Here is a 21,947-nt window from a genome sequence, read left to right on the forward strand (position 1 = left end):
ATTATGCTGCGTATGATCCGCCCGATGTGGTTACGGTAATGGTTTCGCCTGATGAAAGTGCCGATAGCATAGCCATTTCCAGGTTCATGTTCAGGTTAAGGTCGATGAAAGGATTGCCGTCGCTGTCTATCTGCAGCCAGGGCAGGTTACCCCTGTTCAAGCCGGATACTATTGCAACAGACCCGTTAGTTCCGGCACCTGCCGGAACAGTGATAACACCCAGCGGTGCAATTTCGCCGCTGACGGAATTGTGCAACTGCAGCAAAACGTAGTGCTGCGTGGCCGCCGTAGACGAAACAGCCATGAAATTGATGCGGCTGGCCGGGTCGGCCGGGGCATAGATCTGTTTTGCGGTAGTACTGTCGGTATTGGTGAAGGATACCGGGCGCACACCGACGCCTTTTGTAAAGGCGACTATTTGATTATAATCAGACATGGGGGAATAATTATTGAATTATTGATTGGTTGAATTATTGAATTTCAGTCCGCGGACTTCGGAAGACGGTTAAGAATAATTAGTTTTCTTAAATATTTTGAGGATGACGTTATCCTGGTTAAGGGCAGCCACGTTTTCGGAAACCTCGTTAATGGCGCCTACCAGGTTGTTTTTGTTACCGGTAAGCAACGCGGTTTTATCGCCAACCACATCCACAAAAACTGCCTGGGTAACATAGTCGGCGCCGGGCGCCCCGCTTACCGAACTGCCGGTGGGTGTTACAAGCGCAAACCCTATCTCGATGGAATTGGCAGGCAATGATGGTTTTACCGGGTTAGGCGAGGCTGTTCCGGTAAGCGCCGAAACGGTGTTTGCATCATCGGCATATATCAGGTCTATGCGGGCATCGGTAATATCAGCGGTATCCAGCGTAAGGCTGGTGGCGGATGTGGTTTGATAGCTTACGCCGGCAATGCGCCACTGCCCCGCTGTTACGCTTACCGATAAATCGGTGATAGAAACGCTGAGCCCTGTTATGATGCCATCCGGAGCTATTGCACCGGTTGCCGGCGGGTCTATCCATTCAGTATCAAAGTCGGCGCCGCTTTGCTTGGATAGTACCTGTCCTGCAGTGCCGCCTGTAGCTACTCCAGGTCCGGCGGAACCCGCGTCGCCGGCAGGACCGTCATCACCTGTGTCTCCCTTCGGGCCGGCAGGACCCGTGGCGCCATCTGCGCCAACCATACTTACGCCTGCCGGCCAAACGCCCCCGGCTTTTGGGCCGAAGAATGTGAAGGTATTGGTATTGATATAGAAATCGCCATCGGTACCGGTTGACAGGTTAGAAGGATTGGTTGTGCCATGCAGCACAGTTTTACCATCGGCACCGTTTGTGCCATTGGCGCCATTTGTTCCGGGAGGGCCCTGCGGGCCCGTTTGCATGGAAAATACCTGGCTCCACGCACCACCTGTTTTTTGGTAAAAGATACCCGTGCCGGTGTTAATATAGGTATCGTTATTACTGCCGCTCGATGATGAAGGTACGCCTAAACCGTACAATACGGTGCCATCGGCCGTGCCGCCTGAAGCAGGCAGGGCATAAGCTACCGCCCAGGCGCCGGAAACTTTTTGTGCAAAACTGCCTGCCGAAGTATTAACAAATACATCGCCGTTTTTGCCAACCGTATTTTGCGGCAGGGTGCCACCAAAAGAAACGTGCGCGCCCATATCCAGGTTGGAGCCAATAAATTCCAGCAAGGTTGATAAGGCGTACTGGTAATCGCTGCCCCCGCTAACCAGTACTGAAAGATCGGACCCGCTGAGGGTTGATGCTACCGGTAATTCGCTTATTTTTTTATCTGTCGGCATTAATTTAATAATTGGTCGAGTGGTAAATAATTGCCGGCGTAATCATCGCCGGGATAGTTGAAGGCAGTTTTATCTACGCTGCGAATGCGCGGCCCTGCCTGACGGCTGCCCCTGTTTTTGGGGTTGTAATTCCATAAAGGGAAGTCGGCCTTGTTGTCGCGCAGAAATTTCTCCACCTCGTTGGCATGGGCGTTGGCTACGCTTCGGTGCTGCTGAACCAGTTTGGCTACATCCTGCGGTGAAAGGGCATCGGCGTTATCATGGTGTTTGATCACCGGCCCTGTGGCTGTATAATGTACCGCATCGGCTTCGATAAAACGGGCAAAGGTGAAATATACCAGCATGGGCAGGATGCCTTCATACAGGATAACGTGGCCGTAGCGGTCGAGATATTCGCTGCCGTTCAGCAGGTCCTTATAAGGTTGCGGCGTTTCGTCCTTCAGCGAGCCGTCGGTATTGAAATACTGGATAAAGTCATAATAAAGCGCGTGGCCCAGAAATGGTTTCAGGTCGAGTTCCTGCGCTTTTTTGACAAAGAATTTGATCCGGTCGGACTTAACGTTTACGGACAGGTCCTCATAATTTTGGAATGTGATCTGGTCGATCAGGTATGGCGTGTTCATTGTATGTTAGTTAATGGTTGATGGATCATAGTTCATAGCAGACAGATGGTTCACAACCTGATTTGCTATGAACCCAGCCTGCGGCAGGCTGGCATGAGCTATCGGCTATTTGCTAGCCGCCATCGCTTCCGCTTCGGTTTGTTTAAAGCCGTAGGCGTGTACCAGGGTGGCAATCTTGCTGGCCGGTGGCATGTTGGACAGCAATAATTGATTGATGCTATTGCCTGCGGTCATTCCCGCGTTATCATCCGCGACGGTTGTTGGAACGGGTTGAATGGCCCAGTTTCCTGAGGGGTTTAGGCTGATATAAAAATTGCCAAATATTTCCGCAAAGGCTTCAGATAGTTCCAGCCTGTCAGGGGCGGTGTTATCGTTAAATTCCCGAATGGCCTCCTTCTTTTCGCCGCCGTTACTTAGCCCGGATGACCTTTCAGCGTTGATCAGCTCCTTGGGTATGGAAAAGCCTTTTATAATACGAGCTTCGACTGATCTTTCGGTAGTTTCAAAAAGCTTATCGTTGTTTTGGATAGAATAAGGCTGAAACTGCGGTTTGGAGTTTTCATCATCATACTCTATTACGATGATCTTTTGAGCGCTTTTCGCTCCCTGGAAAATCCCCAGGTCGCGCTCCAGTTGGGATGGTATATTGGAGTAATGCTGCTCGTCGCTGTCCGGCCTGCTGTTATCAGCTTCTTCCCGGCGGCTTTGCATAAAAAGCATCGTCGAAGGAAGGAATCCGGTTGTCACCTCGCGGTTGTTGAATATCTTGATGCCGGCTTCGGTCTCAAAATCTTCCCAAACGCTGTCAGCTTCTATCAGCGGGTAATCACCAACTTCGGGATTGAAATAATATAGCTGGCCCTTGTACTTTTCCCAACCGCCCGCATCAATTACCTGTTGCTTAATTGCGGCAGGGTCTGGGTTGTACTTATCCAAAAAAATGATCTTGCTGCGCGTGATGTTTTTCCAGGTTTTGCGGCCCCAATCCGGATAAAGCGCAAATTTGCCGGCAGTATCCGGGCTGTCCGTATCGCCCAGGCGGATGTCCTCGAACCTGACATAATTAACTGATGCAACCCTGTAGTTAGCATTATAATTGATATGGATGCCGAACCCGGTAAACAGCGCCTTATCGGTTGCTATAGCTTTCAGTAATTTTGCTAATGTGAGTCCGTGGGCATTAATTATTTGTTTGCCCAATTCCTCGTGTTCAAAACCATTGCCACCTATGAATTTTGCCCTTTTGTTCCAGCAGTCTTTTGCCGTTGGCGATGATGATACCAGTTCGAGCATGCGCTGCGGGTAGGCATTATCCATATCATAGTTTAGTATTCCGAAGGTTTGGTTAGGACGTACTAAAATGCGGCGTTCAATTTGTGGCAGATAGGTCTTCATTATTATTTTCTTTGGTTACACCGGTTTCTTTTTGGCTGATTTCACCGATTTGGTTGTTTGTGATTACACCGATTTCTGCCGGTGATTTCACCGATTCAGAGGGTGGGTTACCTTGTGCGGTTGATGATTGGAAAGGCTGACGGCACCGGATAAACAGGCTTTTGATGTGAGGATATCTATCCAGGTACCATTCGGCTTCAGCATCGGTCAGGTTTTCGTCGGTATGTACCGCAGGTGATTTTGGCGCGAACTGGTGTTTGCCAGGTTTAAGAATGTATTTCTTTTTGTTAGTCATTGGTCATTAGTCATTTGGTCATTGATTTTTGTTTTTTAATTGATCATTAGCCCTTTAATGACTAATGACCTTTTGACTAATGATTATGCTACCAGTGCTTCCAGGGCCGCAATAGTGCTGGTATAAGTAGCCGAACCGCTTTCAGGTGCGATAGAGACCGCGCGCGGGGGATAGGGCTCCCTCAGTTTATCAGGATTGGTTAATTTTAATTTGTACCCGCCGTCCAGCGTTTCGTCAGCTGCATTGCGCTCAGCATCGGTAAGGATCAGGCCGTTTACGGCGCCGAACAGTTCGACCGCCGAATCGCTGGAATTATAGTTATTGATCGCGATCGCTCTTACGCGACCGTATCCCATGGCCATCAGTTGCGCTTTGATATCGACAGAGAAACCGGCGATATTAAAGTCGATCTCCTCGGTGTAACGCGGGCCAACCTGTGTTTTTGCCAGTTTCGACATGGTGTTGAAGCTGTTGTTAGTGCCTTCGAACTTGTAAACTTTGGCGCTGCTTACAGCAGTGAGGCTTGTGATGATAAGGGGATTGGTGGGATCGTAAGTTAGGGTGATATCATCCTGGTTAAAGATGTAAATAACATCCTCGATGCCCGCAGTAACAGGACTGCCGGTGCCCAGGCTGAAGCCTGCGGCTATTTTATTGTAGATTGACATGGATTGATTGTTGATTTAAATAATTATTGAATTATTGATTGTTTGGTTATCGAATTATTGGATTATGAATCGTTTGAATTCAATAAATCAATAAGTCAATAACTCAGTTATTGCGCTTATGCGCTCAGGTAGAATATCTCGTTGGCAAATTTGAAGTTTACGGCTGCTTTCATGCGGGCTTTCATGCGTACGACATCGTCGTTGGTGTAAGGCTTCATGTATACAGTCGAGAGTTCTGAAGCATCGCCTAAAAGATCGACACCAAGGAATAAGTTTGACGAGCGGGCGCCAAGAATGGTGTTAGCCTGCCAGTGATTCATTAATTGTAACGGTACGCCCAGGTAATCCATCTTTTTAGGATCGGTGAAAGCATTTAGCACGTTGGTGGCTTTGTTGGCCTGAGCTTGTGCATAAGCATAGCCTACGTGGAAAGGTATCTGCAGGTTGAAATCTTCCTGGCTGCGGTCGGCAGGATCGAGCTGCGAGTAAACGCCACTTAATACACCCAAAACGTTGCTGGCATTGATATAGCTTACCGTCGCCGCAGTTGATGTACCGGTAAAGGTTGCAGGCTTGCGTGTATTTACTTCGTTATAATTCCGCACCAATTTGAAGGTAGTTCCACCTAATACCTGGATGAAGTATGATTGTCCCTGCACATCAGGCGCGCCGCTTGAACCGTTGGTGGTGTCTTTGCTGGTGCCGGTTACGGCAGTGATGGACACCACATCGCCGTCGGATAGGGTAGTCGTGTCGGACACGGTGACTACGCCTGAAGCGCTGATAGCAGTTGCCGCCATAGATGTTGCTGCTTTGCCCAGGCCAACTTTATAAACGCCGGACGCTGCAGATATTGTTGGGAGCAGACCCGTAAACGATGCTGTGAAGGCAGCTTCTTTGGTGGCCGATTTGCCCAGCCAGTATAGGCGCTCGTTGGCGATCTGTATCTTGGTCAGGTATCGCTGAACCATAAAATCAGACAGGTCGACAACGCCTTCATAGTCCATAAAGGCACCTGGTTTTAAACTTTGGGCCTCCCATGATTGAACGAGTTTGTCCCATTGTTCCTGCTTCATAAATTCGTACACTACCGGGTCCAGGTAGCTTTCGTTTTGTAAGGCGGTAGTGCCCTGGTCGGCAAATATGCCGGAAGGGTCCTGAAGAACTACGTCGTCGTCGACGTCAAGAATTACCTTGCGCGATTTGATGTCGTTAATAACAGTCAGCAGGCCACGTTTCACCGAATCGGCTTCGAGGAGCGTGCTGGCCATAAACCCGGCCAGCGCTTCGCCGGCATAAGTGTTGTTTGTAAATGTAAATTGAGCCATGTTTTGTTTGTTGTAATGTTGGAAAGTTTTAAAGTTGAATGTTAGATTGTCTAAGGTTGAAACGAGGAAGCATGCGCTTTACAGCATTGCAACCTTACAACGGTTCAACTATTTAGAGATCGCTTTTTTAACTGCGTTTTTTGCAAGCGTAGTTTGCGGGGCGAAAAACGGGGTTGTTTCGGTTTTTGCTTTGCTGCTGCGGCGTGAGCTTTCGGGTGAGAAATCGGAACGGATCTCGTTTTTCACTTCTTCGCGCGTTTTATCAAGGCGCATATTTGCTGCTTCCAGCGCGGCCTTTGCCTCTGCAAGTAGGGCGTTTTGGGCGTGCAGTTTTGCTTTGATCGCCCTGACCCTGTTTTGCACATCAGTTTTCTTTTTTGAACCGAAAAGGCTTTCGGGCAGGTCGTCATCATCGTCGTCGGCACCAGGATCGACAGTAGGCGGGTCCATCTTCTGTACCGTCCCGCTTTTTACGGTAAGCTTTTGACCGGAGGGTGTAGTGTAGCAGTCGCTTGCTGCTGGGATGCTCATGTCTTCGTCCTGATAAACTTCAGCGCCTTTGTCCAGTTCGCCGGCGTGGTGTAATGTGCCTTTGTCGGTAATGGTTTGTTTGTTGACAACCTTCTTAAAGAAGTTCATAATCTTATCGAGGACAGACGTTGTCCTTTCGATAAGTTCCTTGTTTTCAATGTTCATGTTCGTATTTATGTTTAAGATATTGTTAATGCAGCGTTGATAGATAGCAGGGGCGGTGCTTGTGTACTTTTTGATAATGGCGCTATTTATGACGGGTTCCTGGTAATTTTCAACCAGGTCGATAAAACCAAGGTCAAGGGCCTGGTCGGCTGTCATCCAGGTGACGGAGTTTATTAAGCTGTTTATAGTGACTTCGTCCAACCGGGTTTTATCCATATATATCTGGGCCAGGCGCGATTGTACCACATTCAGCATTTGCACATCTTTAAGTAATTCGTCGGCGTTACCTCCCGAGCCGACCATCGGTTTATGTATCATTAACAAGGCATATTTACTCATGATGATATTTTCGCCTGCCATAGCGACAATGGAAGCTGCGGAGGCGGCAAGCGCGTCGATATAAGTAGTAACATTGCCGGGATATTTTTTTAGCAAATCGTATATGGCAATGGCATCAAAAGCGCTGCCGCCTGCCGAGCTGATATGCACTTCCACATCCTGCCCGGCTGCTGCTTCCAACTGGTTTTGTATTTCAACTAATGATAAGGTTCCGGATCCGATGCAGTCGGTATCGGTATCGTATAGATAGATTTTGTAGCTCATGTTTTTGTTGATTGCACCGATTGTAATATTGATCACACCGATGGATTTGTATTGATTTTTGGTGGGTATTATATCCCGGGGTCAGGAAGATTTTTGGACTCGAAGTTGTTTGATCCGGGTTGCCGATTTGGTATATTCAAATATCGGGAGAATTGTTTGTTAAAGTGGTGACAGTGTTTTGTCAGTGCATTGTTTTGATTGCACCGATTTTATTCGGATTCCACTGATTGCTCACGTAGGTACCAGTTGAGTAATGCTGAAAGGTAAATGATTGTTATGATGATTGGCATATTCAAATATCGCGATTGTGTTTTATAGAAGTGGTGGCAGTATTTTGTCAGGGAGGTAAATTTTTTATAGTTCAAAAGTTTTAACTTCGTAATACAACCTAAATCGTATGAAAGTCATTTCATTATTGTTGTTGTTTTTATTTGTTTTTAATTTTTCTGACACCCAAGCCCAAGACTGTAATTGCCCGAACGATCTTGGTTTTTCGAGTCCGGGGAAAGCTGATACAGTTTTTCGTCTATCAAACGGAAAATCGATTGCTTTGTGCGGTTATAAGGATACGCAGGTAGCTGAAGGCAGGACGTATTATTCGGAATTTGTGCTGACTGTTTGCGGTGAAAAGAGTGCTATCAAATTTTGGGGCGCCACGCTTGAATGCCAATTAAGGGTTCATAGCGATACTTTGCTTGTTGAAACTATTGACAGCCTTCCCACCGGGAAAAATATGCAATATAAATGGACCGTTTGGACAGTTGAGCGCATTTTTTTCAGGAACGGCAAGGCAACAAAGGATTTAAGGGTTAACAGGCAAATTCCGAAATATAATGAACAGCAGATACAAGCTGTCCTTAATGAATACCGAAAAGCTATAAAAAAAACGGTGAAGCCGACCACGGTTAATAATATAAACATGGAGATGGCCGACAGACTGTTTATGAGCGCTTTATCCGGCAGCAAACAAGCCAGGGCTTATTTCAAGGATTTTTATAAGCATTTTGGGGGCCTTGACGGGGAGTACGCAGAGTGGTACGATGATTTGATAGTGAAATTAAAAGTATGGGATAGTGCAGTCGTATCAAAATGACACAAATCTATTTTATTCCTCAAAACAATTTAACGCCCGCCACACCGTCCGCTCATCGCGGTTGAATTTACCGGCGGCTTCGAGTACTGCCTGGTGCTTGGTGATGGAACGGGTTTTTATTTGAGCATGCACCCATAAATACATTTCGCGATAGATGAAGATTTTATTGGTAATAAAACCGCCTTTATACATAGCAGAGAATATGCCGTTGTCAAACAGCGTATTTGCGAGTTCGATAGTCATATAGATAATTTGATAGGGATTGATTACGTTTTTTGTCGACTGTGAACGGTATTGAAATATTATAAATTGACCCTGTTTACCGTTTGGGCAAGGATATTCTGTTGGTTGTTGATGTCCTTTACGTCGACATATACAGGCGGAAAATTGTTGATCATCTGGTAGGCAATAGTGTTAGCCAGGTTTTTTTGATCGGTAACAGGTTGGTTGTAATAGCGGTTAGCGTTGCCGCCGTCAGTAAAAATGCCGCCGATAGCGTAACCACGTGATGGATTTGATATGGAAAAGTCGCGGCCCCCGTAGGCTACATTGATGGCACTGACGAGGTTGCGTGCCCATGGGTCGCGCATGGCTTCGGAAACAACTACGGCTTCACCCGAACGCAGGTAAGCATTCGTATTATCCGTGCGGCTATAACCGGGCAGTACGGCGCCTTTACCATCGGACTGGAAATATCCACCTTTGGCCATAGCCGGCGGCTTTTGCTTTGCAATTGTGGCTATCTGTACGGCGGTTTGTGCGATTATGCCTGGTATTACCAGCGCACCTAATACACCTGTTTGAGCCTCGGCTTTAGTAATCGCAATTGCCCCGTTGATAATAGCTTGAGCTATAGATGCTTTTTGTTCGGCTTTAAAAGCCTTTAGTTTTACAGCGTCCTCCTGCTTTTTATATTTAGCTTCGATAGCTTGTTTTTGTACAGAGGTAAGGCTGGTGTTACTTAGTTCCTTCGCTTTGTCGCTTTCCAACGATTTTATCTTTGCATCGCTACGCGACTGCAGGCCCTTACTTAGTATCGAAAATGCCGTATCCGAAACTTTTTGGGTAGTTTGGATCTCGAAGTCGGCGCGATCCTGTATAGCTTTTATTTCTTCGGCCGTTCGTTGTTTGATGTAAGGAGTTACAATATCCTTAGCTACAACAGGGATTTCCGCAAGCTTGTTTTCGATGTCTTTTATGCCCATTGAACTTGCGACCAACTCTTTTTGTGCTTCCTGCGTTTTTGTGGCATCTTGTTTTACATAGGAATCGATGATATTTGAAATATTAGATCGATGTTCAGATTCAAGTTTTTCAACCTCGGCATGATATTGTTCCAGGCTGATATATTTATCATTTAATAGTTTATCTAATCTTTGTTTTTCATCGTTGTAATGTTGATTCTCCTCAACTGCTTGTTTTGCATAGGCATCATTCGTTGCTTGCAACCGCTTTATTAAAGCTTCCTGCTGTTTTTTTGTAACAATGCCGATGGCCTTAATTTGGTGGGAACTTGCGTTCCGGGTAACACCGACAATTTTTGCACCGTATTTCTCGGTATCTTTGATGATATTTTTTACTAATGCGGCGTTTTGACCGTCGAGGAGTTTTGAATCAGTTTTAATGTCAGCTATTTGTTTGTTTAGTTCACCTATTTTACTTTTTATGTTATCGAGGTTGCTCGTATATTCAACTACGTTATTGTCAATACCGTCACGCCCGGATCCATCGTAACTACCACGGTCCTTCAGATATTTTTTATATGCTGCCTGTGTCAGATCAAGTTCCCGCTGATATTCTTTTAATTGCGCGGTAACTTTAGTGGTAGTGGTGTCATTACCTAATTGCCGCTGACTGTTTTTTACCATAATATTTTCGGCAGCGCGGGCCCTGGACGAAGCTATAATTGATGCAGCCAAATTATTATATGCATTTGAAGCCTTTCCAGTCATTATGCTCTCATCGGATAAGTTTTTAAAGTAATCCGGATATTGGGTTTTTAGTTCAGAAACTATTGCTTTCCGCTGCCGCAATGATAAATTCTGATCTTGTGTGGCCGTGTAAAGGATTTTGAGGTGAACCAACTCTTCTTGTGCATTGGCATTTCCTTCGTCCTTTGCGTGGTTTACCGCTTCCATTATAATTTTGTTGTCTTTAAGAGTTTTATTAAAAGCAGAAAGCGTCGTTTCGCCCTGGATAAGCTTTCCAATCCAGTCTGCTATTGCTGAACCATACGTTACTATTACCGATAACGCTGCAGCAATAGCTGTTACCCATCCCCCGGTGACAAGTTCTGTAGCTTCGACGGCTTCATTTAGTGTTGAAAAAGTCTCCGCCAGTTCCACCACTTGCTTTTTATTCTTTTCACCGGTTGAGCTAAATTCCTTATTTTGCTTAGTTAAGTCAACGATTGAATCTGTGTATTTTGATATCTCCTTATCAAGGGAATTGATATTTTTTGAAAGATCACCAATAGGTTTGCCCAGGTTCGTAATGGATGTACGCAAGTTATCAAACGATACTTTATATTGGTCGACTTGCCGTTGTGCATCGGTGTTTACCTGTACATCTATGGATATTTTTTTAGATATGTCGTATGCCATAATTTAATTTGATTGTTGATTTGAAGTGATTCTGTTTTTTGGAAAAAGGAGTGTAAATAGATGTTTATATGCTAACCGGCCTAATTGTTCATTTTTTTGGGCATGTGAAAAATATTAGCCAGTTTTACATGCAACACAAATTAAAACAACTGACAGCCTTATGAAAAAGATCGCTTTGTTTCTATCATTATTAACAGCGATTGGATGTAGTCATCCGAAGCCTGAAGAAAAATCTACTGAAAGCATATCAAATGAAGCTGTTAAAGAAGCTGTAAGATCAGAAGATACGTTGCAATCAATCATTAATGCCAATATTCGAAAGCAGCCTTTAATCGATACTATTTTTCTTGGGTTTACTTTTAATATGACAAAAAAGGAGATGATGGCGCATTTTAACCATCTAATAAAAGAGAAAAAGTTAGTTTTCAATGAAGAAGATCAGCGATATGAATATCTGCTTGCATTAGGTTTGACGAAAGCTTATGCCAGTATTGCTCCTGAATTCCAAAACAATAAGCTATATAAGTTGACCTTAATTGTCGCTCCGGCTGATAATATTACAACCGAAGAACTGGTTTATCAGCAAACGGCTCTTTTGTATATGAAAAAATATACGGGTTTTGATATTTTCAGGGAACCTGATCTGATAAATACAAGTGACATGCAATATCACTGGATAAAAAATAATTTACATATTTATCAACACAAAAATGTTGAAGGTACTATTGTAAGTTACATCAATATGCCTGTGGAGCAATCACTTAATAAAAAGGGAAAAATTGATGCCGACAGTGCAAAATTAAGCACCCAAAAAGATATTTGATTTTGGTTTAGCAGTTAAGACAATCGAACTCAGTAAGAGAAATAGATTTAGTATACGGATCAAATTTATTGAGGAGCGTTGGCCTGTTCCGCTACATTACTATCCTGAAACGTAAGCATGATAACATATGCATCAGGTACGATTTTGATTTGAATAGCGTTACTTTTGTCGACCCAAAGAGTTTCAACATCGGCATTGCCGGTTCTTATCGCTTCAGCCTCATTTCCGTCACCATCGGTATAAGGTGACTTAAAATCCCGTGTAGATTTACCTTCTCCGTAAACTTTATTCAGGCTATTTACAATATCGTTATAATAGGAAATGGTTTTTGCTCCGGTGTCAACACGAAAAATGAAACCTATTTCATAAACTTTTCCGTGAAACAGCTTTACCGCAGCCAGTTCAGACGTAAAATGTTCAAATCTTACATTTGTAAAATGTAATGATTTAGGGTAATTACTACCAGCAATATCGAATTTTCCACCCCTTGCAGTTATTATATTTTTAGCTTTTAAGCCAACATCGCCAAACTTTATTCCTATTGCACCGTCAATTGGCTTAATGGTTTGTGTGAAACCGAGTAGTGGTAATAAAAATAATAATGTGGTAAATAATCTTCTTTTCATTTGGTTAGGATTTAGGTTGCTAATTTTTTTAGTAAAAATAAAAATTAAAATGATTGCTTGCAAATTTTTTTGATTTTTATCTAAGCTTCGTTAATCCAACCCCTCAATGAAGTTATTTACACGCACTTAGATTCGGGCCAAAGGCAACGACTTTAGACTTATCCCAGCTTCACCAATTCCACTTTGCATGGCTGGCCCTTCCGCCAGGCGTCGATCTTGTTAATATAGTAATATGCACCATCTTGCTGCAGGTATACGGGTATCATCAAATCCAGTTCTAAAATGTCGCGGGGTGCCAGCATAATATATCTGATCACCTTTTTGGTTTGTTTTAATACTTTTTCCAGTTCGGGATAATACTTTGTTTTTAGACCGGGTAGTTTCTGACCGTTTGCAGACCGCATGTCGCCAAAACACAAATTGAATTCGCCATCAGGTTTGTAAAAGTAAGGAGTGGATATCCAGTCGTTGACAACGATGTTATTTGCCTGGTTGCCATCGGTAAATGTTACGGATTTGCCGATGCTCATCAGGTTGAATTTCTGATCGACCAGGATGCGCGGTTGAGTACTTAATGAAAAATCGTTCTCATCGCTTTTGGGGTCCTTCTTCAGTATCTGGCCTATTGAACCGCCATAAAATGGCCTGTTCAGCGTGGCGGCAAACTGGCTTTGGAACAGATCGGTCGAAGCGGGTAACGTGGTATCACCAATGCTGATCTGCGAATCGGCAAAGCCTTTTGGCAGTACACCATCATCATCCTTATACTTCATATTGTTGACCTGGGCGTAGTTTCCCAATTTAAAGGATACCTGTTTGCCCTGGTCGACACATTTGGCTGTCCAGTCTTTGGCTAATGGGATATTATTAACTATGTCACGTAACGAATTGAAATGTATTGTGCGGTTGGCGTTATCGGTTTGGCAGATAACTCCGAACTTTTGCAAAATGTCTTTTAGCAGGTCCTTTTGTGAAATATCCGGAAAAATACGTTCGCACTGAATTTGTTGCCCGTATTGCACGCCCTGGGCCTTATTTTGAATGTTGAATGTAGCACCGCTGTGCAGGGTAAATGTAGCGCCGGTGTAGCCCAAAAATTCGTAGGTTATCCGGATTCCCTGACCCGGCTGCAGAACCTGGTCGAATGAAACCGTTTGATTATTGAGAACGATGGTGGTTAAATTGCCCCGATCGGCATAGTCGACTATTGTTTCGGCAAGCTTCTCGCCTTCAGAATCGGACATTCCGGTGTTGTTATATAAACGTATCTGTATGGCTATTTTAGACGAATAGTCATGACTTCGGGATGGATTTGTGGCCGATAAAGAAATTCCGAAAGCAACAGAAGCTGTTACACTGGTGATTTCGGAAACAAAGTATCCGTTATGAGCGGCATCGTAATAATGGCTGGTATCTGAAACGATAAGGCTGAAGGGGATAGCGCCAATATTGTTAGCTGTAGTTGGGTGCGACCTGCTGAAATTCTGCCCGGTTTGTACCGTTACACTTTTATAGGTTACGTTGTTTTGAACATCCGTGCCGTGGTCGAACGAATCATTAGCGAACTGGCATATTAGTTTGGGATATATGGGGTCCTGTAACAGTGAACCCGATCCTTTGTATCCGGCGGATTTAAGCAGCAGGCCGATTGCTGTTTTTATAAAAAAGCCAGGGCGCTGATACTGCACATCGATAGGCGTGGCATAATCAGAGTTGCTGATGAGGCCATAATCAACTACCGGCCATATCCAGCCATCGGTTTTTGTTTGGGATGTTGCCATGTTATGCACATTCCATATATGGTCGTAAGGCTGCCAGGCCAGTGTTTTGCCATAATTTGTCCATTGACTGGTGCTATCGCCCATATCGTACAATTTGCCATCAATAGCGTCGAAAAAATCGACATTGCCGGATAACAGAGTAATGTTTGCATTATTCTGTTCGATATTGGTGAGTTCGGCCAGGCCATAAGGAATGATCTCTAAACCGTCTTGTATTAATTTGGCCGGGTATTGTTGATAAGGGGCGTCAGTTGTGAAAGCAATGTCGTCTGGAAAACCCAATATTCGCCTGTTACGCTGAGTTAGCGGTAATTTGAACTGGTTACTGGTGTTGCCCTGCTGATTTTGTACCTCGGCCAGGTTGTTGATCTGGAAGGTTAGCGCGATAGGGGCATCGTCGTTCAGGTCGACGAGCTGATCGTTGATATATAGTTGGAGTTGGTTCATGGTTCGTCATTGGTTCATTGGTCATTAGCATCAGCGGGCAAAAACTTATGATGCCAATTAGTTGGACCTATAAAAATCACTGCGTTTGTATATTGATGGATGGCATATTGAAAGTAATGCTGAAAGGTGCTTGCCCGTTTAACGTTTCGTACTCGCTATAGGTGGCTGTGTTGATGACGATGGTTTGCCATTTTACCGGATTTTTGTTGACGAGCATTTGAACTTTGGGTGAGTACTTTATTGATTGCAGGCCTTTGATATCACTGACAGATAGGTCCTCGGCCATTACTTTTATTTTTTGCCCGGCATCTTTTCCTATTACTTCCTCAATGCCCTGTTGGCTTTCCCAGTCGGAAACGAAGTTTTTGATGATGGTGGCATTTTGTACATCGAGCGAAACTTCCTGGTTGTAAACAAAACGATAGTAATTCCATGATCCGGTTAGTCCAATCCAGCGCAGGTAAACCGAATTTTCGTCTACAGCGTCATCAATGCGAATGGTTTGCGTTTGGGTAATGGCGTGGGCGATATCATCTTCATCGTTATATTTCAAGATAATTGTAAAGTAAAAAGCCTCTGGCGGAAATGACGAATTGATCAATAGCCTGTTAAGTCCAAGTTGTGCAGGCAGTGTGGTATCGGACTGTAGTTGCCCGGCGATAATAAATTTACTACCGTCCTGGTTGAGCAGCCACGATCCATCTTCGTTCAGTAAATCAGTTGACTGTGCATCGCCGGTAAGCGGGTTCCGGTTAATATCCAGCGGGATGATCTCGCAATACACATCGCGGCCTAGCAGATATTCGCTATAAATAAACCCTATGTCAAAGGGGTAACCGGCGGAAAGCGCGGGCTCTTCGAAATCGGTTATCCATTTTGCCAATGAGGAACCTTCCGTCACAGTACCAAACGGGACATAAGCTGCCAGGTTTCCGCCATATTTTTGTCCCAATTGTTTGGCTGCGTATACCACGTAGTACGGATCGGCAATAGTTATAAAATCGGATGTATATCCGTCTGTCGTACCATCGTCCCAGCCTTCGGCATATTGAATTTGGAAGCTTGCGCTTAAATTGCTGTCGCGATAATTGACCTGGGTATAGTCGCTGTCGTCTTTTGGTCGCAGCAGGCTTTGCAAAAAGTTCGAAAAGTCAGCCTTTACCAGGCCCGTATTGTCGGGCCGGTTGGTGGCGGTGATTGTTTGCTGCTGGCCAGAAAATGCATCGTAATAGGTTATTTTGGTGGTGACCTTGTAATAAGGGCGGAGTCGGTTAATATTGATGAAGCCTGTGGCATCGCCGGTAAAAGCCGCATCGATCAGCAAACTATTGTTACCGGAAATACTGTTGACTTTAAAAATGCCCTGGTAGCCGCCAGCGTTTATATATACCATATCGCCCGGTGATAGGGTATAGCCAGTTGCCGGATCGGACAGGGCCGCATTGACCGATACGAGCGCCTTACCACTCGGGGTATCGGGCGAAACGTTGTTCACTTCAAAATCTTTGCGTTGATAAGTGAAGAAAATTGGATTAAAGGCCGCGTTCCATCTCGATATGTTTCCATTGCCAGGGTCAACGGATGGGTCCGACACCAGCAGATTGCTCAACACGGGAATAGTAACTGAACGGGTAGCCGTGCAGCCTGCTGTATTGGCGTCTTTTACATCGAATTGATGCAACCCGCCGGTTAAGCCGCCAAATGTCGGCGATAACTGCCAGGTGGCGCCGGCATCGCTACTGTATTGAATGGGGAGGTAACTGGATGTGGCGGTAAGTGTCACTTGCGCATCGAGCGAGCCCGGTGATGATTCGGGCTTGTCTACTGAAATATAATCCAGTACGAGGTCGCACCGGTTGACCGGCGGATCGGGGTCGGGAGCAGCTCTTACCGTGCCCGCCTGGAACTTAGTAAAAAAGAACGGGTCGCTGTCGCTCAATTCACCGTAATAAATTAATTGGGACTGACCGGCAATGCTGACGGAATTTTCGGTGACCGTTCCGTTGATATTCATATCATAGGCCACGGTAACGTTGTTGCCGTTGACAAGTTGACCGGTTGCAGCATCCCGGAGTTCAATAAAGACGGGGCCACTTACCTGTGTGCCGGTGACAGTTGCGGGGCCGTATGCTATTCTTGCTAAAATGGGCATTGGGTATATTTGTTAATTCTTTTGATTGGATTAGATTATGTTGGATCGGTTGTATTTATTTAGTCAAGGTCAACTGCTTCTGCAATTAGTTGAGCGAGCGTATCGGCGATATTTTCGGCTACCGGCGTTAGACGCAGGTTGATGTTCTCGTCACTTAATGGTTCGGATAGTAAGCCGGGAACGCCTTTAAAGCCGTGTTTGTCGATTGACTTTTTAATGGCCCATGCTGCTTTGTTGGGAATACCTTTGGCCTGGCACCATTGTTTGATACGTTCGATCATGGGTGGATCGCCTGTAGCGGCATTAGTGCCGGTTGGCCGGCGCCCCGTCTCCAAAGCTTCTATGTAAGCTGGCAGATTTAGTTGAGATCCATTTCCATCACTCGTTATTGTAATCTGTTGCGAAGTTTGCCCTGTTGCATATCTCCCTTTTGCCTGCATGGCGTGGATGATGTCGGCTTTTAGAGATTCGAGAAGAGCGGTTAGGTCATTGGTCATAGGGTATCTGGCATTAGGTTATTAGTATGTTGGCTTAAGGCTAACTACTATCTTTAAAAAGACTCATAGTACATGGTAGATAAAGTAATGGTGAGGTTTACGCCCGTAGAGTTAACATCGAATTTGTTGTAAACAGGCAGGCATTTGGCCTTGTCGCCCGCTTTTATTTTGAAATAACGGCCATCAGCTTCACGGTAGGTGGAGGCTTTGACGATGAATTCATTGGACATACGGAGTGCTTGATTTACATATATCTCATTATCAGAGGTATACTGATCGAAGTCTGTTTTGTACAGGAATTCCAGGTAAATTGAGAAACTATTGTCTACCGAACCGTTTATTTGCGGTGAAATCTCGATAGGCTGCAGGGGGTACATAAAAACGCAAGGAAATGAGGCGTCGTCGGCAAGTTGGTTGATCTCGTTGACAGTACCGTAAATAAAGGTAGGTTGTTCGCTAAGCAATTGTGTTATTGCTTCAATTTGGTTACGGATGGGCATGGGTGGTGATTAGTGATTTGTGACTGGTGATTAGTTGATTGGTTATCAGAGGTCGGGGTATTAAAAAGTGGTTTATAGAAAAAACACTCCCGGCCCGGACATTTCAGGGTTATATAAAAAGCAACGAAAGAAACTATTTCTGTGCGTTGAGCAAGTCGGTGTACCTGCGCTGGTATTCGGCTTCGGTTTTATTTAACAGCAGTTTGGTGAACATGCGCTCGTAAGGCAGGTTTAGAATATCCGCCCATTTAGTCACATCGCCACCGGCGAGGGAATTGACAGTGTTTATGTATTTAAACTTTTCAAACGCCTGGATACCTGCTTTTTTCTCCAGTACAGTCGGAACCGTTGCGAGAAGGCGATCTTCTGTTTCAATAAGTTGGGATAAGAGGTAAAAAAATGGCGGGCTATGGGCAGCGCCTCCGTGACCCTTAGTTTTTTTACTTCCTCACAAAATTCTTCGGCCTCGTATTCGTCATATCTTTTGCCGGTAACGCGGCAAAAGAAATAATGCGCCAGCACAGAGCAGCATGCTTTCAGCGAGGGTTGAAAATGTTCCCGCCAGTCTTCGTCGCCGTAAAGACTAATGTGCTCGTTTATTTCGTCGGCAATAATATCACGTGCAGCCAGGAATGCGCCTGCGGGCTCGACAGAAAGATTACGGATAACATTTACAACTACCTTTTTCTGGTCGATAGTAAAGGTTATTCTTGACGGGATAAGATCGCTGTCATACAAATATTTTATCTGGTTGGATAATGCCATCACATAGTTGCCAAATACAAGGAAGTCTTCAAAGTTCCTTACAGAATTGAGTTCTTCCTTCGCCACGCCCGAAAGAATACTTATGGCATCCAGGTCGTCCAGATAATGCTTTTCCTGCATGGCCATCATTTGACCCAGTGTCAGTTCGTTGAGCACAGTAGGTATGCGCACCAATATTTTACCATCGGTGGTTTTGAGTGTTTTTTCTATCATAAAGCCCCCTTCCCCAAAGGGAGGTTTTAAAGTATAATGGTTTGTTTAGTTACGTGGTTAGCATGTCTTTGATCATGTTGCCTGCGGAAGACGGAGATACAGACGGCAATATGGTTTTAGACCGACCCAAGTTACTGATTTTTAATTTATTTAATGCAATATATCGTAACGGATCAATTAAATGGTTGCAGGTATCAACTGGTTCGTTAATAACGCGGCCGGAGTGCTCGGTTTTCCATTTATACCTGCTTAATTCGTTGCGAAGATTAGTGCTTCCCCGGGTGATGTTCAGTTTGTATCTCCTTAGTATATCAATGGAGTTTTTTACGCTGTCGCGGCCCTTCCTGGCCGGCGATATATGCCAGCCCAGCCGCCTTAATTCTTCTATCGATTTCGGTTCAGCACTATCTGCTATGATATCTGCACTTTTTCTAAGTCCGGTTTCAGTAAGTTTCTTAGCAATATCGGTATTGGTAAGCCCTTTTTCATATAAAAGCTCGTTTATCCATAGTTCGCCATTTTGCTTATACACCTCTATGCAGCCTGTTTCGTCGTTGGAGAAACCAAAGTCAAGCCCCGCGGCGATAAACCTGGCGCCCGTGGGTATGGTTTCGCAAATGTGCCAGTTGTCAAATACCAGCCCCTTAACCCGGCCCGTCATGCCACGGGCATATACGCGCCAGCGCTTTTCATCTTTTTCTTTCAGCGATTCGATCTTGTCCCTTACCGTTTGCCCGATAAAAGGATTATGGCGATGATCAGAAATAATGAGCTGAACGCCCGGGCCGCCCAGCAAATTGTCGTGTACCCAAAATGCTGAATTAGGGTTGTAATCGATGTATATCCGTTTCCTGGTGCGCAATGCCAGTTCGCTGTATATTTCCCAGTTTATACCATTTGCTTCATTCACAAAAAGGTAGTCGCGTTTACCTGATTTGGCGTCCTGGGCGTCGGCGTAGCTTTTAAATTCGATTATGGTGCCGTTATAAAACTTAAATATGCGATCGGATTTATTATAAGCCCGTATTTTTTTTGCCAGTTGAACCGAACCCGAATAAATGCCAAGCGCATCGCGCAGCACACCCGATTTAAGATGAGGGATATCCTGCCCGGTTATGGTGATCACCTGGTTGGATCGTTGAGCGGCCAGGCAAAAAAGTACCTGCAGAATAGCATAGGTTTTGCCCGAGTTGGTACCACCCTGGTTAACAATAGTATGTGCGCCGGTATAATAGTTTTCGATAAATACTGCAGAGGCCTTCCATCCCAGGTGCATATTGATTTTATTATTTGATTTAACTAATTTTATTACGCCAACAATCTTTAATTAGATGATACGTAAATTTTATTTTCTATTCCTGGCAATATCAGTTCCGATCTGCATGGCTTCGTGCGGGAAGAATGCCACACCCGGCCCGTCGCAGACAAACCTTATTGTAGGCAAGTGGACTCTTCAACAAGAGAAATATGTGCAATTTATTGATGCGATTGAGCGACAGAATGTTACGATAAATACATCGGCTAACAATGTAGCCACCGTGCAGTTCAACAAAGACGGCACCTTTGCCAGCGCGAGCGCTTATACATCAGATCCGTCAACAAACCTTGGTGCCGGGCTTACCAGTGAATCGGCAACTACGCATGGTACTTACAGCTTCAGTAATAACTCGTTTCAGATGTCGGCGCCCTATGTCACCGGGTTGGCAGACGGGACAGCCGGTTCCTACGGTTTTACAGGCAATGTGGCTATTCCAACCTATGCTGCTGTATCAAACTCGGTAGTGATAAATGAGCTGACAGCCAACAGCCTAAAATTACATATCGAAGTTGTTTATACGTTAACGACTAACAACGTAGTGCAGACCTATAAAACCATAGGCGATTATAGCTACAACAAGTAATTTTATTACAGGACTATGTCTTTTTCTGAGGCGGCAAGTTTGGGGCCATTCTCAAAAATCTCTATTTTAAGCGTGTCGTCAGTTTTGTCCTGCGATTTTCCGGCGCTCTTTTCGCTATGCCCCATGGCTTTCAGTGCATATATGGCGCCGGTGGACGAGTGCAGCCTTGACTCGTAGATGGCCTCGATATATAAGCGGGCACGTTTTAGACGCGAGGCAAACTTGCCTTTGGCTTCGCGGGCTTCAAATTCTGCGAGGCTGTTAAAGCCAAGGTAGAATGCCAGGCCTGATAATGTTGGCGGGCCGGATGGTGCAATGGTATTATGGTTTGCTTTCTTTTCTTCTGCCGACGGGCTGCCACCGGCATAGCTGAAGTAACAAAGGATCAGGTCATCTAATTCCCTGGCCGATTTGAAAGGTCGTTTATAGCTCATTGATGAAATTGTGATTCAAATGCCGATTGGCATAATGGAATAATCAAAGATACTAATAATTTTAGCTTTGTGCAAATAATTTTGAATTTTTTTTGAAATGGTTCATTACCAGGGTTAAATAAAATAGAAAAAAGTTTCGTTTTAAAAAGAAAAATATTATCTTTGGGTATGGAGAAGAAAAATAAGGAGACCGGCGCGGGGGCATCAGGCTATTTTTATGAGGATGGTAAACGCTATAAAATGTATGATACAGATGCTATTAACAAAGATATTTACCTTTCGGACGTGCTTGTGCCATACACCAGTTATTTTAAATCGCCGATAGCAAAGCTTGATGCCATACGAAAAGGCTTGCAGCCAAATGCCATAAATGACCTGATAGTGGTTACCGGCGCTACCCAAACCGATGTATCGCGCTGGCTTGATATCACTGAGCCTACTTTGCGCAAGCATATCCAAAATACAAAGGAGTTGAATTTGGGTATAAGCGAGCACATTATACAACTGTTCGAGCTTTTTAACAAAGGTCTCGATACCTTTGGCTCGCTTACCGAATTTAAGCACTGGCTGAAAAGCTATAACATAGGTATTGATGCCGTACCTTTTGAAATACTGGATACCATTACCGGTATAGGGATTATCATGAATGAACTCATCCGTATCGATTACGGTGCTACGGCTTAATCAATTACTTAATTAT

23 protein-coding genes are annotated in these 21,947 nt (G+C 44.7%); 4 read left to right on the plus strand and 19 right to left on the minus strand.

From position 1 onward, the window contains the following. Nucleotide 1: 1 nt before the first annotated feature. The 8 genes from VL525_RS05415 to VL525_RS05450 all read right to left on the minus strand — a co-directional run bounded on the left by VL525_RS05415 (nt 2) and on the right by VL525_RS05450 (nt 7,412). Nucleotides 2–436, minus strand: a complete 435-nt coding sequence (locus tag VL525_RS05415; RefSeq protein WP_325384157.1) for a hypothetical protein — start codon at nt 434–436, stop codon at nt 2–4. 69 nt (nt 437–505) lie between these two features. Then, nucleotides 506–1,804 carry a hypothetical protein gene (locus tag VL525_RS05420; RefSeq protein WP_325384159.1) on the minus strand — a complete coding sequence of 433 codons (1,299 nt, stop codon included), beginning with the start codon at nt 1,802–1,804 and terminating at the stop codon, nt 506–508. After that, entirely contained in the window at nt 1,804–2,427 is a 624-nt protein-coding gene (locus VL525_RS05425; protein WP_325384161.1) for a hypothetical protein, read from the minus strand. The genes VL525_RS05420 and VL525_RS05425 overlap by 1 nt, the downstream gene beginning before the upstream one ends. A gap of 105 nt (nt 2,428–2,532) precedes the next feature. Then, nucleotides 2,533–3,822 (minus strand): hypothetical protein, encoded by a 1,290-nt coding sequence (locus tag VL525_RS05430; RefSeq protein ID WP_325384163.1) that lies wholly within the window; start codon nt 3,820–3,822, stop codon nt 2,533–2,535. Beyond that, entirely contained in the window at nt 3,797–4,117 is a 321-nt protein-coding gene (locus VL525_RS05435) for a hypothetical protein (RefSeq protein ID WP_325384165.1), read from the minus strand. The genes VL525_RS05430 and VL525_RS05435 overlap by 26 nt, the downstream gene beginning before the upstream one ends. 83 nt (nt 4,118–4,200) lie before the next feature. Continuing rightward, complete coding sequence (locus VL525_RS05440; protein WP_325384167.1) at nt 4,201–4,785, minus strand: hypothetical protein; 585 nt, start codon at nt 4,783–4,785, stop codon at nt 4,201–4,203. A gap of 116 nt (nt 4,786–4,901) precedes the next feature. Further along, nucleotides 4,902–6,113: a hypothetical protein gene (locus tag VL525_RS05445; protein ID WP_325384169.1), complete on the minus strand. Its 1,212-nt coding sequence runs from the start codon at nt 6,111–6,113 to the stop codon at nt 4,902–4,904. A gap of 108 nt (nt 6,114–6,221) precedes the next feature. Continuing rightward, entirely contained in the window at nt 6,222–7,412 is a 1,191-nt protein-coding gene (locus tag VL525_RS05450) for a head maturation protease, ClpP-related (protein ID WP_325384171.1), read from the minus strand. Between the two features lie 550 nt (nt 7,413–7,962). Here VL525_RS05450 and VL525_RS05455 point away from each other — a divergent pair. Continuing rightward, nucleotides 7,963–8,505: a hypothetical protein gene (locus VL525_RS05455; protein WP_325384173.1), complete on the plus strand. Its 543-nt coding sequence runs from the start codon at nt 7,963–7,965 to the stop codon at nt 8,503–8,505. A gap of 12 nt (nt 8,506–8,517) precedes the next feature. Here VL525_RS05455 and VL525_RS05460 read toward each other — a convergent pair whose 3' ends face one another. Continuing rightward, nucleotides 8,518–8,748: a hypothetical protein gene (locus VL525_RS05460; RefSeq protein ID WP_325384175.1), complete on the minus strand. Its 231-nt coding sequence runs from the start codon at nt 8,746–8,748 to the stop codon at nt 8,518–8,520. Nucleotides 8,749–8,807: 59 nt separating this feature from the next. Further along, nucleotides 8,808–11,108, minus strand: coding sequence for a hypothetical protein (locus tag VL525_RS05465; RefSeq protein ID WP_325384176.1), 2,301 nt, complete (start codon nt 11,106–11,108; stop codon nt 8,808–8,810). Nucleotides 11,109–11,268: 160 nt separating this feature from the next. Between VL525_RS05465 and VL525_RS05470 the strand changes: the two genes are divergently transcribed. Beyond that, the gene (locus VL525_RS05470; protein WP_325384177.1) at nt 11,269–11,931 is read left to right on the plus strand and encodes a hypothetical protein; all 663 of its coding nucleotides are present in this window, start codon (nt 11,269–11,271) and stop codon (nt 11,929–11,931) included. A 65-nt stretch (nt 11,932–11,996) separates the two neighbouring features. On the opposite strand, the gene VL525_RS05475 is transcribed toward VL525_RS05470, so the two are convergent. From VL525_RS05475 to VL525_RS05510, 8 genes are all read right to left on the minus strand, one after another. Further along, nucleotides 11,997–12,557, minus strand: a complete 561-nt coding sequence (locus VL525_RS05475; RefSeq protein ID WP_325384178.1) for a hypothetical protein — start codon at nt 12,555–12,557, stop codon at nt 11,997–11,999. Nucleotides 12,558–12,715: 158 nt separating this feature from the next. Beyond that, the gene (locus tag VL525_RS05480; protein WP_325384179.1) at nt 12,716–14,785 is read right to left on the minus strand and encodes a hypothetical protein; all 2,070 of its coding nucleotides are present in this window, start codon (nt 14,783–14,785) and stop codon (nt 12,716–12,718) included. A gap of 76 nt (nt 14,786–14,861) precedes the next feature. After that, nucleotides 14,862–16,937, minus strand: coding sequence for a hypothetical protein (locus VL525_RS05485; RefSeq protein WP_325384180.1), 2,076 nt, complete (start codon nt 16,935–16,937; stop codon nt 14,862–14,864). 59 nt (nt 16,938–16,996) lie between these two features. Continuing rightward, on the minus strand, nt 16,997–17,434 hold the full coding sequence (locus VL525_RS05490; RefSeq protein ID WP_325384182.1) for a hypothetical protein: 438 nt from the start codon (nt 17,432–17,434) through the stop codon (nt 16,997–16,999). 53 nt (nt 17,435–17,487) lie between these two features. Further along, nucleotides 17,488–17,934: a hypothetical protein gene (locus VL525_RS05495; RefSeq protein WP_325384184.1), complete on the minus strand. Its 447-nt coding sequence runs from the start codon at nt 17,932–17,934 to the stop codon at nt 17,488–17,490. Nucleotides 17,935–18,067: 133 nt separating this feature from the next. Beyond that, the gene (locus VL525_RS05500) at nt 18,068–18,190 is read right to left on the minus strand and encodes a hypothetical protein (RefSeq protein ID WP_325384186.1); all 123 of its coding nucleotides are present in this window, start codon (nt 18,188–18,190) and stop codon (nt 18,068–18,070) included. Between the two features lie 29 nt (nt 18,191–18,219). Next, on the minus strand, nt 18,220–18,912 hold the full coding sequence (locus VL525_RS05505) for a hypothetical protein (protein WP_325384188.1): 693 nt from the start codon (nt 18,910–18,912) through the stop codon (nt 18,220–18,222). Nucleotides 18,913–18,961: 49 nt separating this feature from the next. Next, nucleotides 18,962–20,188, minus strand: a complete 1,227-nt coding sequence (locus VL525_RS05510) for a PBSX family phage terminase large subunit (RefSeq protein ID WP_325384190.1) — start codon at nt 20,186–20,188, stop codon at nt 18,962–18,964. 55 nt (nt 20,189–20,243) lie between these two features. On the opposite strand from VL525_RS05510, the gene VL525_RS05515 reads away from it, so the two are divergent. Next, nucleotides 20,244–20,813: a hypothetical protein gene (locus VL525_RS05515; RefSeq protein WP_325384192.1), complete on the plus strand. Its 570-nt coding sequence runs from the start codon at nt 20,244–20,246 to the stop codon at nt 20,811–20,813. A 5-nt stretch (nt 20,814–20,818) separates the two neighbouring features. On the opposite strand, the gene VL525_RS05520 is transcribed toward VL525_RS05515, so the two are convergent. Further along, nucleotides 20,819–21,247, minus strand: coding sequence for a hypothetical protein (locus tag VL525_RS05520; protein WP_325384194.1), 429 nt, complete (start codon nt 21,245–21,247; stop codon nt 20,819–20,821). Between the two features lie 168 nt (nt 21,248–21,415). Here VL525_RS05520 and VL525_RS05525 point away from each other — a divergent pair, with 168 nt between their 5' ends. Then, complete coding sequence (locus VL525_RS05525; RefSeq protein WP_325384196.1) at nt 21,416–21,931, plus strand: antitoxin Xre/MbcA/ParS toxin-binding domain-containing protein; 516 nt, start codon at nt 21,416–21,418, stop codon at nt 21,929–21,931. Nucleotides 21,932–21,947 lie beyond the last annotated feature (16 nt).

Origin of the sequence: Mucilaginibacter sp., from assembly GCF_035492695.1 — a bacterium.
In the GTDB taxonomy this organism is placed as follows: domain Bacteria; phylum Bacteroidota; class Bacteroidia; order Sphingobacteriales; family Sphingobacteriaceae; genus Mucilaginibacter.

What these genes read in the sequence shown, in the direction of transcription:
- VL525_RS05420 (WP_325384159.1), bottom strand. Translation starts at nt 1,804, where the DNA reads ATGCCGACAGATAAAAAAATAAGCGAATTACCGGTAGCATCAACCCTC.
- VL525_RS05490 (WP_325384182.1), bottom strand. Translation starts at nt 17,434, where the DNA reads ATGACCAATGACCTAACCGCTCTTCTCGAATCTCTAAAAGCCGACATC.
- VL525_RS05480 (WP_325384179.1), bottom strand. Translation starts at nt 14,785, where the DNA reads ATGAACCAACTCCAACTATATATCAACGATCAGCTCGTCGACCTGAAC.
- VL525_RS05445 (WP_325384169.1), bottom strand. Translation starts at nt 6,113, where the DNA reads ATGGCTCAATTTACATTTACAAACAACACTTATGCCGGCGAAGCGCTG.
- VL525_RS05470 (WP_325384177.1), top strand. Translation starts at nt 11,269, where the DNA reads ATGAAAAAGATCGCTTTGTTTCTATCATTATTAACAGCGATTGGATGT.
- VL525_RS05465 (WP_325384176.1), bottom strand. Translation starts at nt 11,108, where the DNA reads ATGGCATACGACATATCTAAAAAAATATCCATAGATGTACAGGTAAAC.
- VL525_RS05515 (WP_325384192.1), top strand. Translation starts at nt 20,244, where the DNA reads ATGATACGTAAATTTTATTTTCTATTCCTGGCAATATCAGTTCCGATC.
- VL525_RS05460 (WP_325384175.1), bottom strand. Translation starts at nt 8,748, where the DNA reads ATGACTATCGAACTCGCAAATACGCTGTTTGACAACGGCATATTCTCT.
- VL525_RS05450 (WP_325384171.1), bottom strand. Translation starts at nt 7,412, where the DNA reads ATGAGCTACAAAATCTATCTATACGATACCGATACCGACTGCATCGGA.
- VL525_RS05520 (WP_325384194.1), bottom strand. Translation starts at nt 21,247, where the DNA reads ATGAGCTATAAACGACCTTTCAAATCGGCCAGGGAATTAGATGACCTG.
- VL525_RS05425 (WP_325384161.1), bottom strand. Translation starts at nt 2,427, where the DNA reads ATGAACACGCCATACCTGATCGACCAGATCACATTCCAAAATTATGAG.
- VL525_RS05435 (WP_325384165.1), bottom strand. Translation starts at nt 4,117, where the DNA reads ATGACTAACAAAAAGAAATACATTCTTAAACCTGGCAAACACCAGTTC.
- VL525_RS05485 (WP_325384180.1), bottom strand. Translation starts at nt 16,937, where the DNA reads ATGCCCATTTTAGCAAGAATAGCATACGGCCCCGCAACTGTCACCGGC.
- VL525_RS05415 (WP_325384157.1), bottom strand. Translation starts at nt 436, where the DNA reads ATGTCTGATTATAATCAAATAGTCGCCTTTACAAAAGGCGTCGGTGTG.
- VL525_RS05505 (WP_325384188.1), bottom strand. Translation starts at nt 18,912, where the DNA reads ATGATAGAAAAAACACTCAAAACCACCGATGGTAAAATATTGGTGCGC.
- VL525_RS05510 (WP_325384190.1), bottom strand. Translation starts at nt 20,188, where the DNA reads ATGCACCTGGGATGGAAGGCCTCTGCAGTATTTATCGAAAACTATTAT.
- VL525_RS05475 (WP_325384178.1), bottom strand. Translation starts at nt 12,557, where the DNA reads ATGAAAAGAAGATTATTTACCACATTATTATTTTTATTACCACTACTC.
- VL525_RS05440 (WP_325384167.1), bottom strand. Translation starts at nt 4,785, where the DNA reads ATGTCAATCTACAATAAAATAGCCGCAGGCTTCAGCCTGGGCACCGGC.
- VL525_RS05525 (WP_325384196.1), top strand. Translation starts at nt 21,416, where the DNA reads ATGGAGAAGAAAAATAAGGAGACCGGCGCGGGGGCATCAGGCTATTTT.
- VL525_RS05495 (WP_325384184.1), bottom strand. Translation starts at nt 17,934, where the DNA reads ATGCCCATCCGTAACCAAATTGAAGCAATAACACAATTGCTTAGCGAA.
- VL525_RS05430 (WP_325384163.1), bottom strand. Translation starts at nt 3,822, where the DNA reads ATGAAGACCTATCTGCCACAAATTGAACGCCGCATTTTAGTACGTCCT.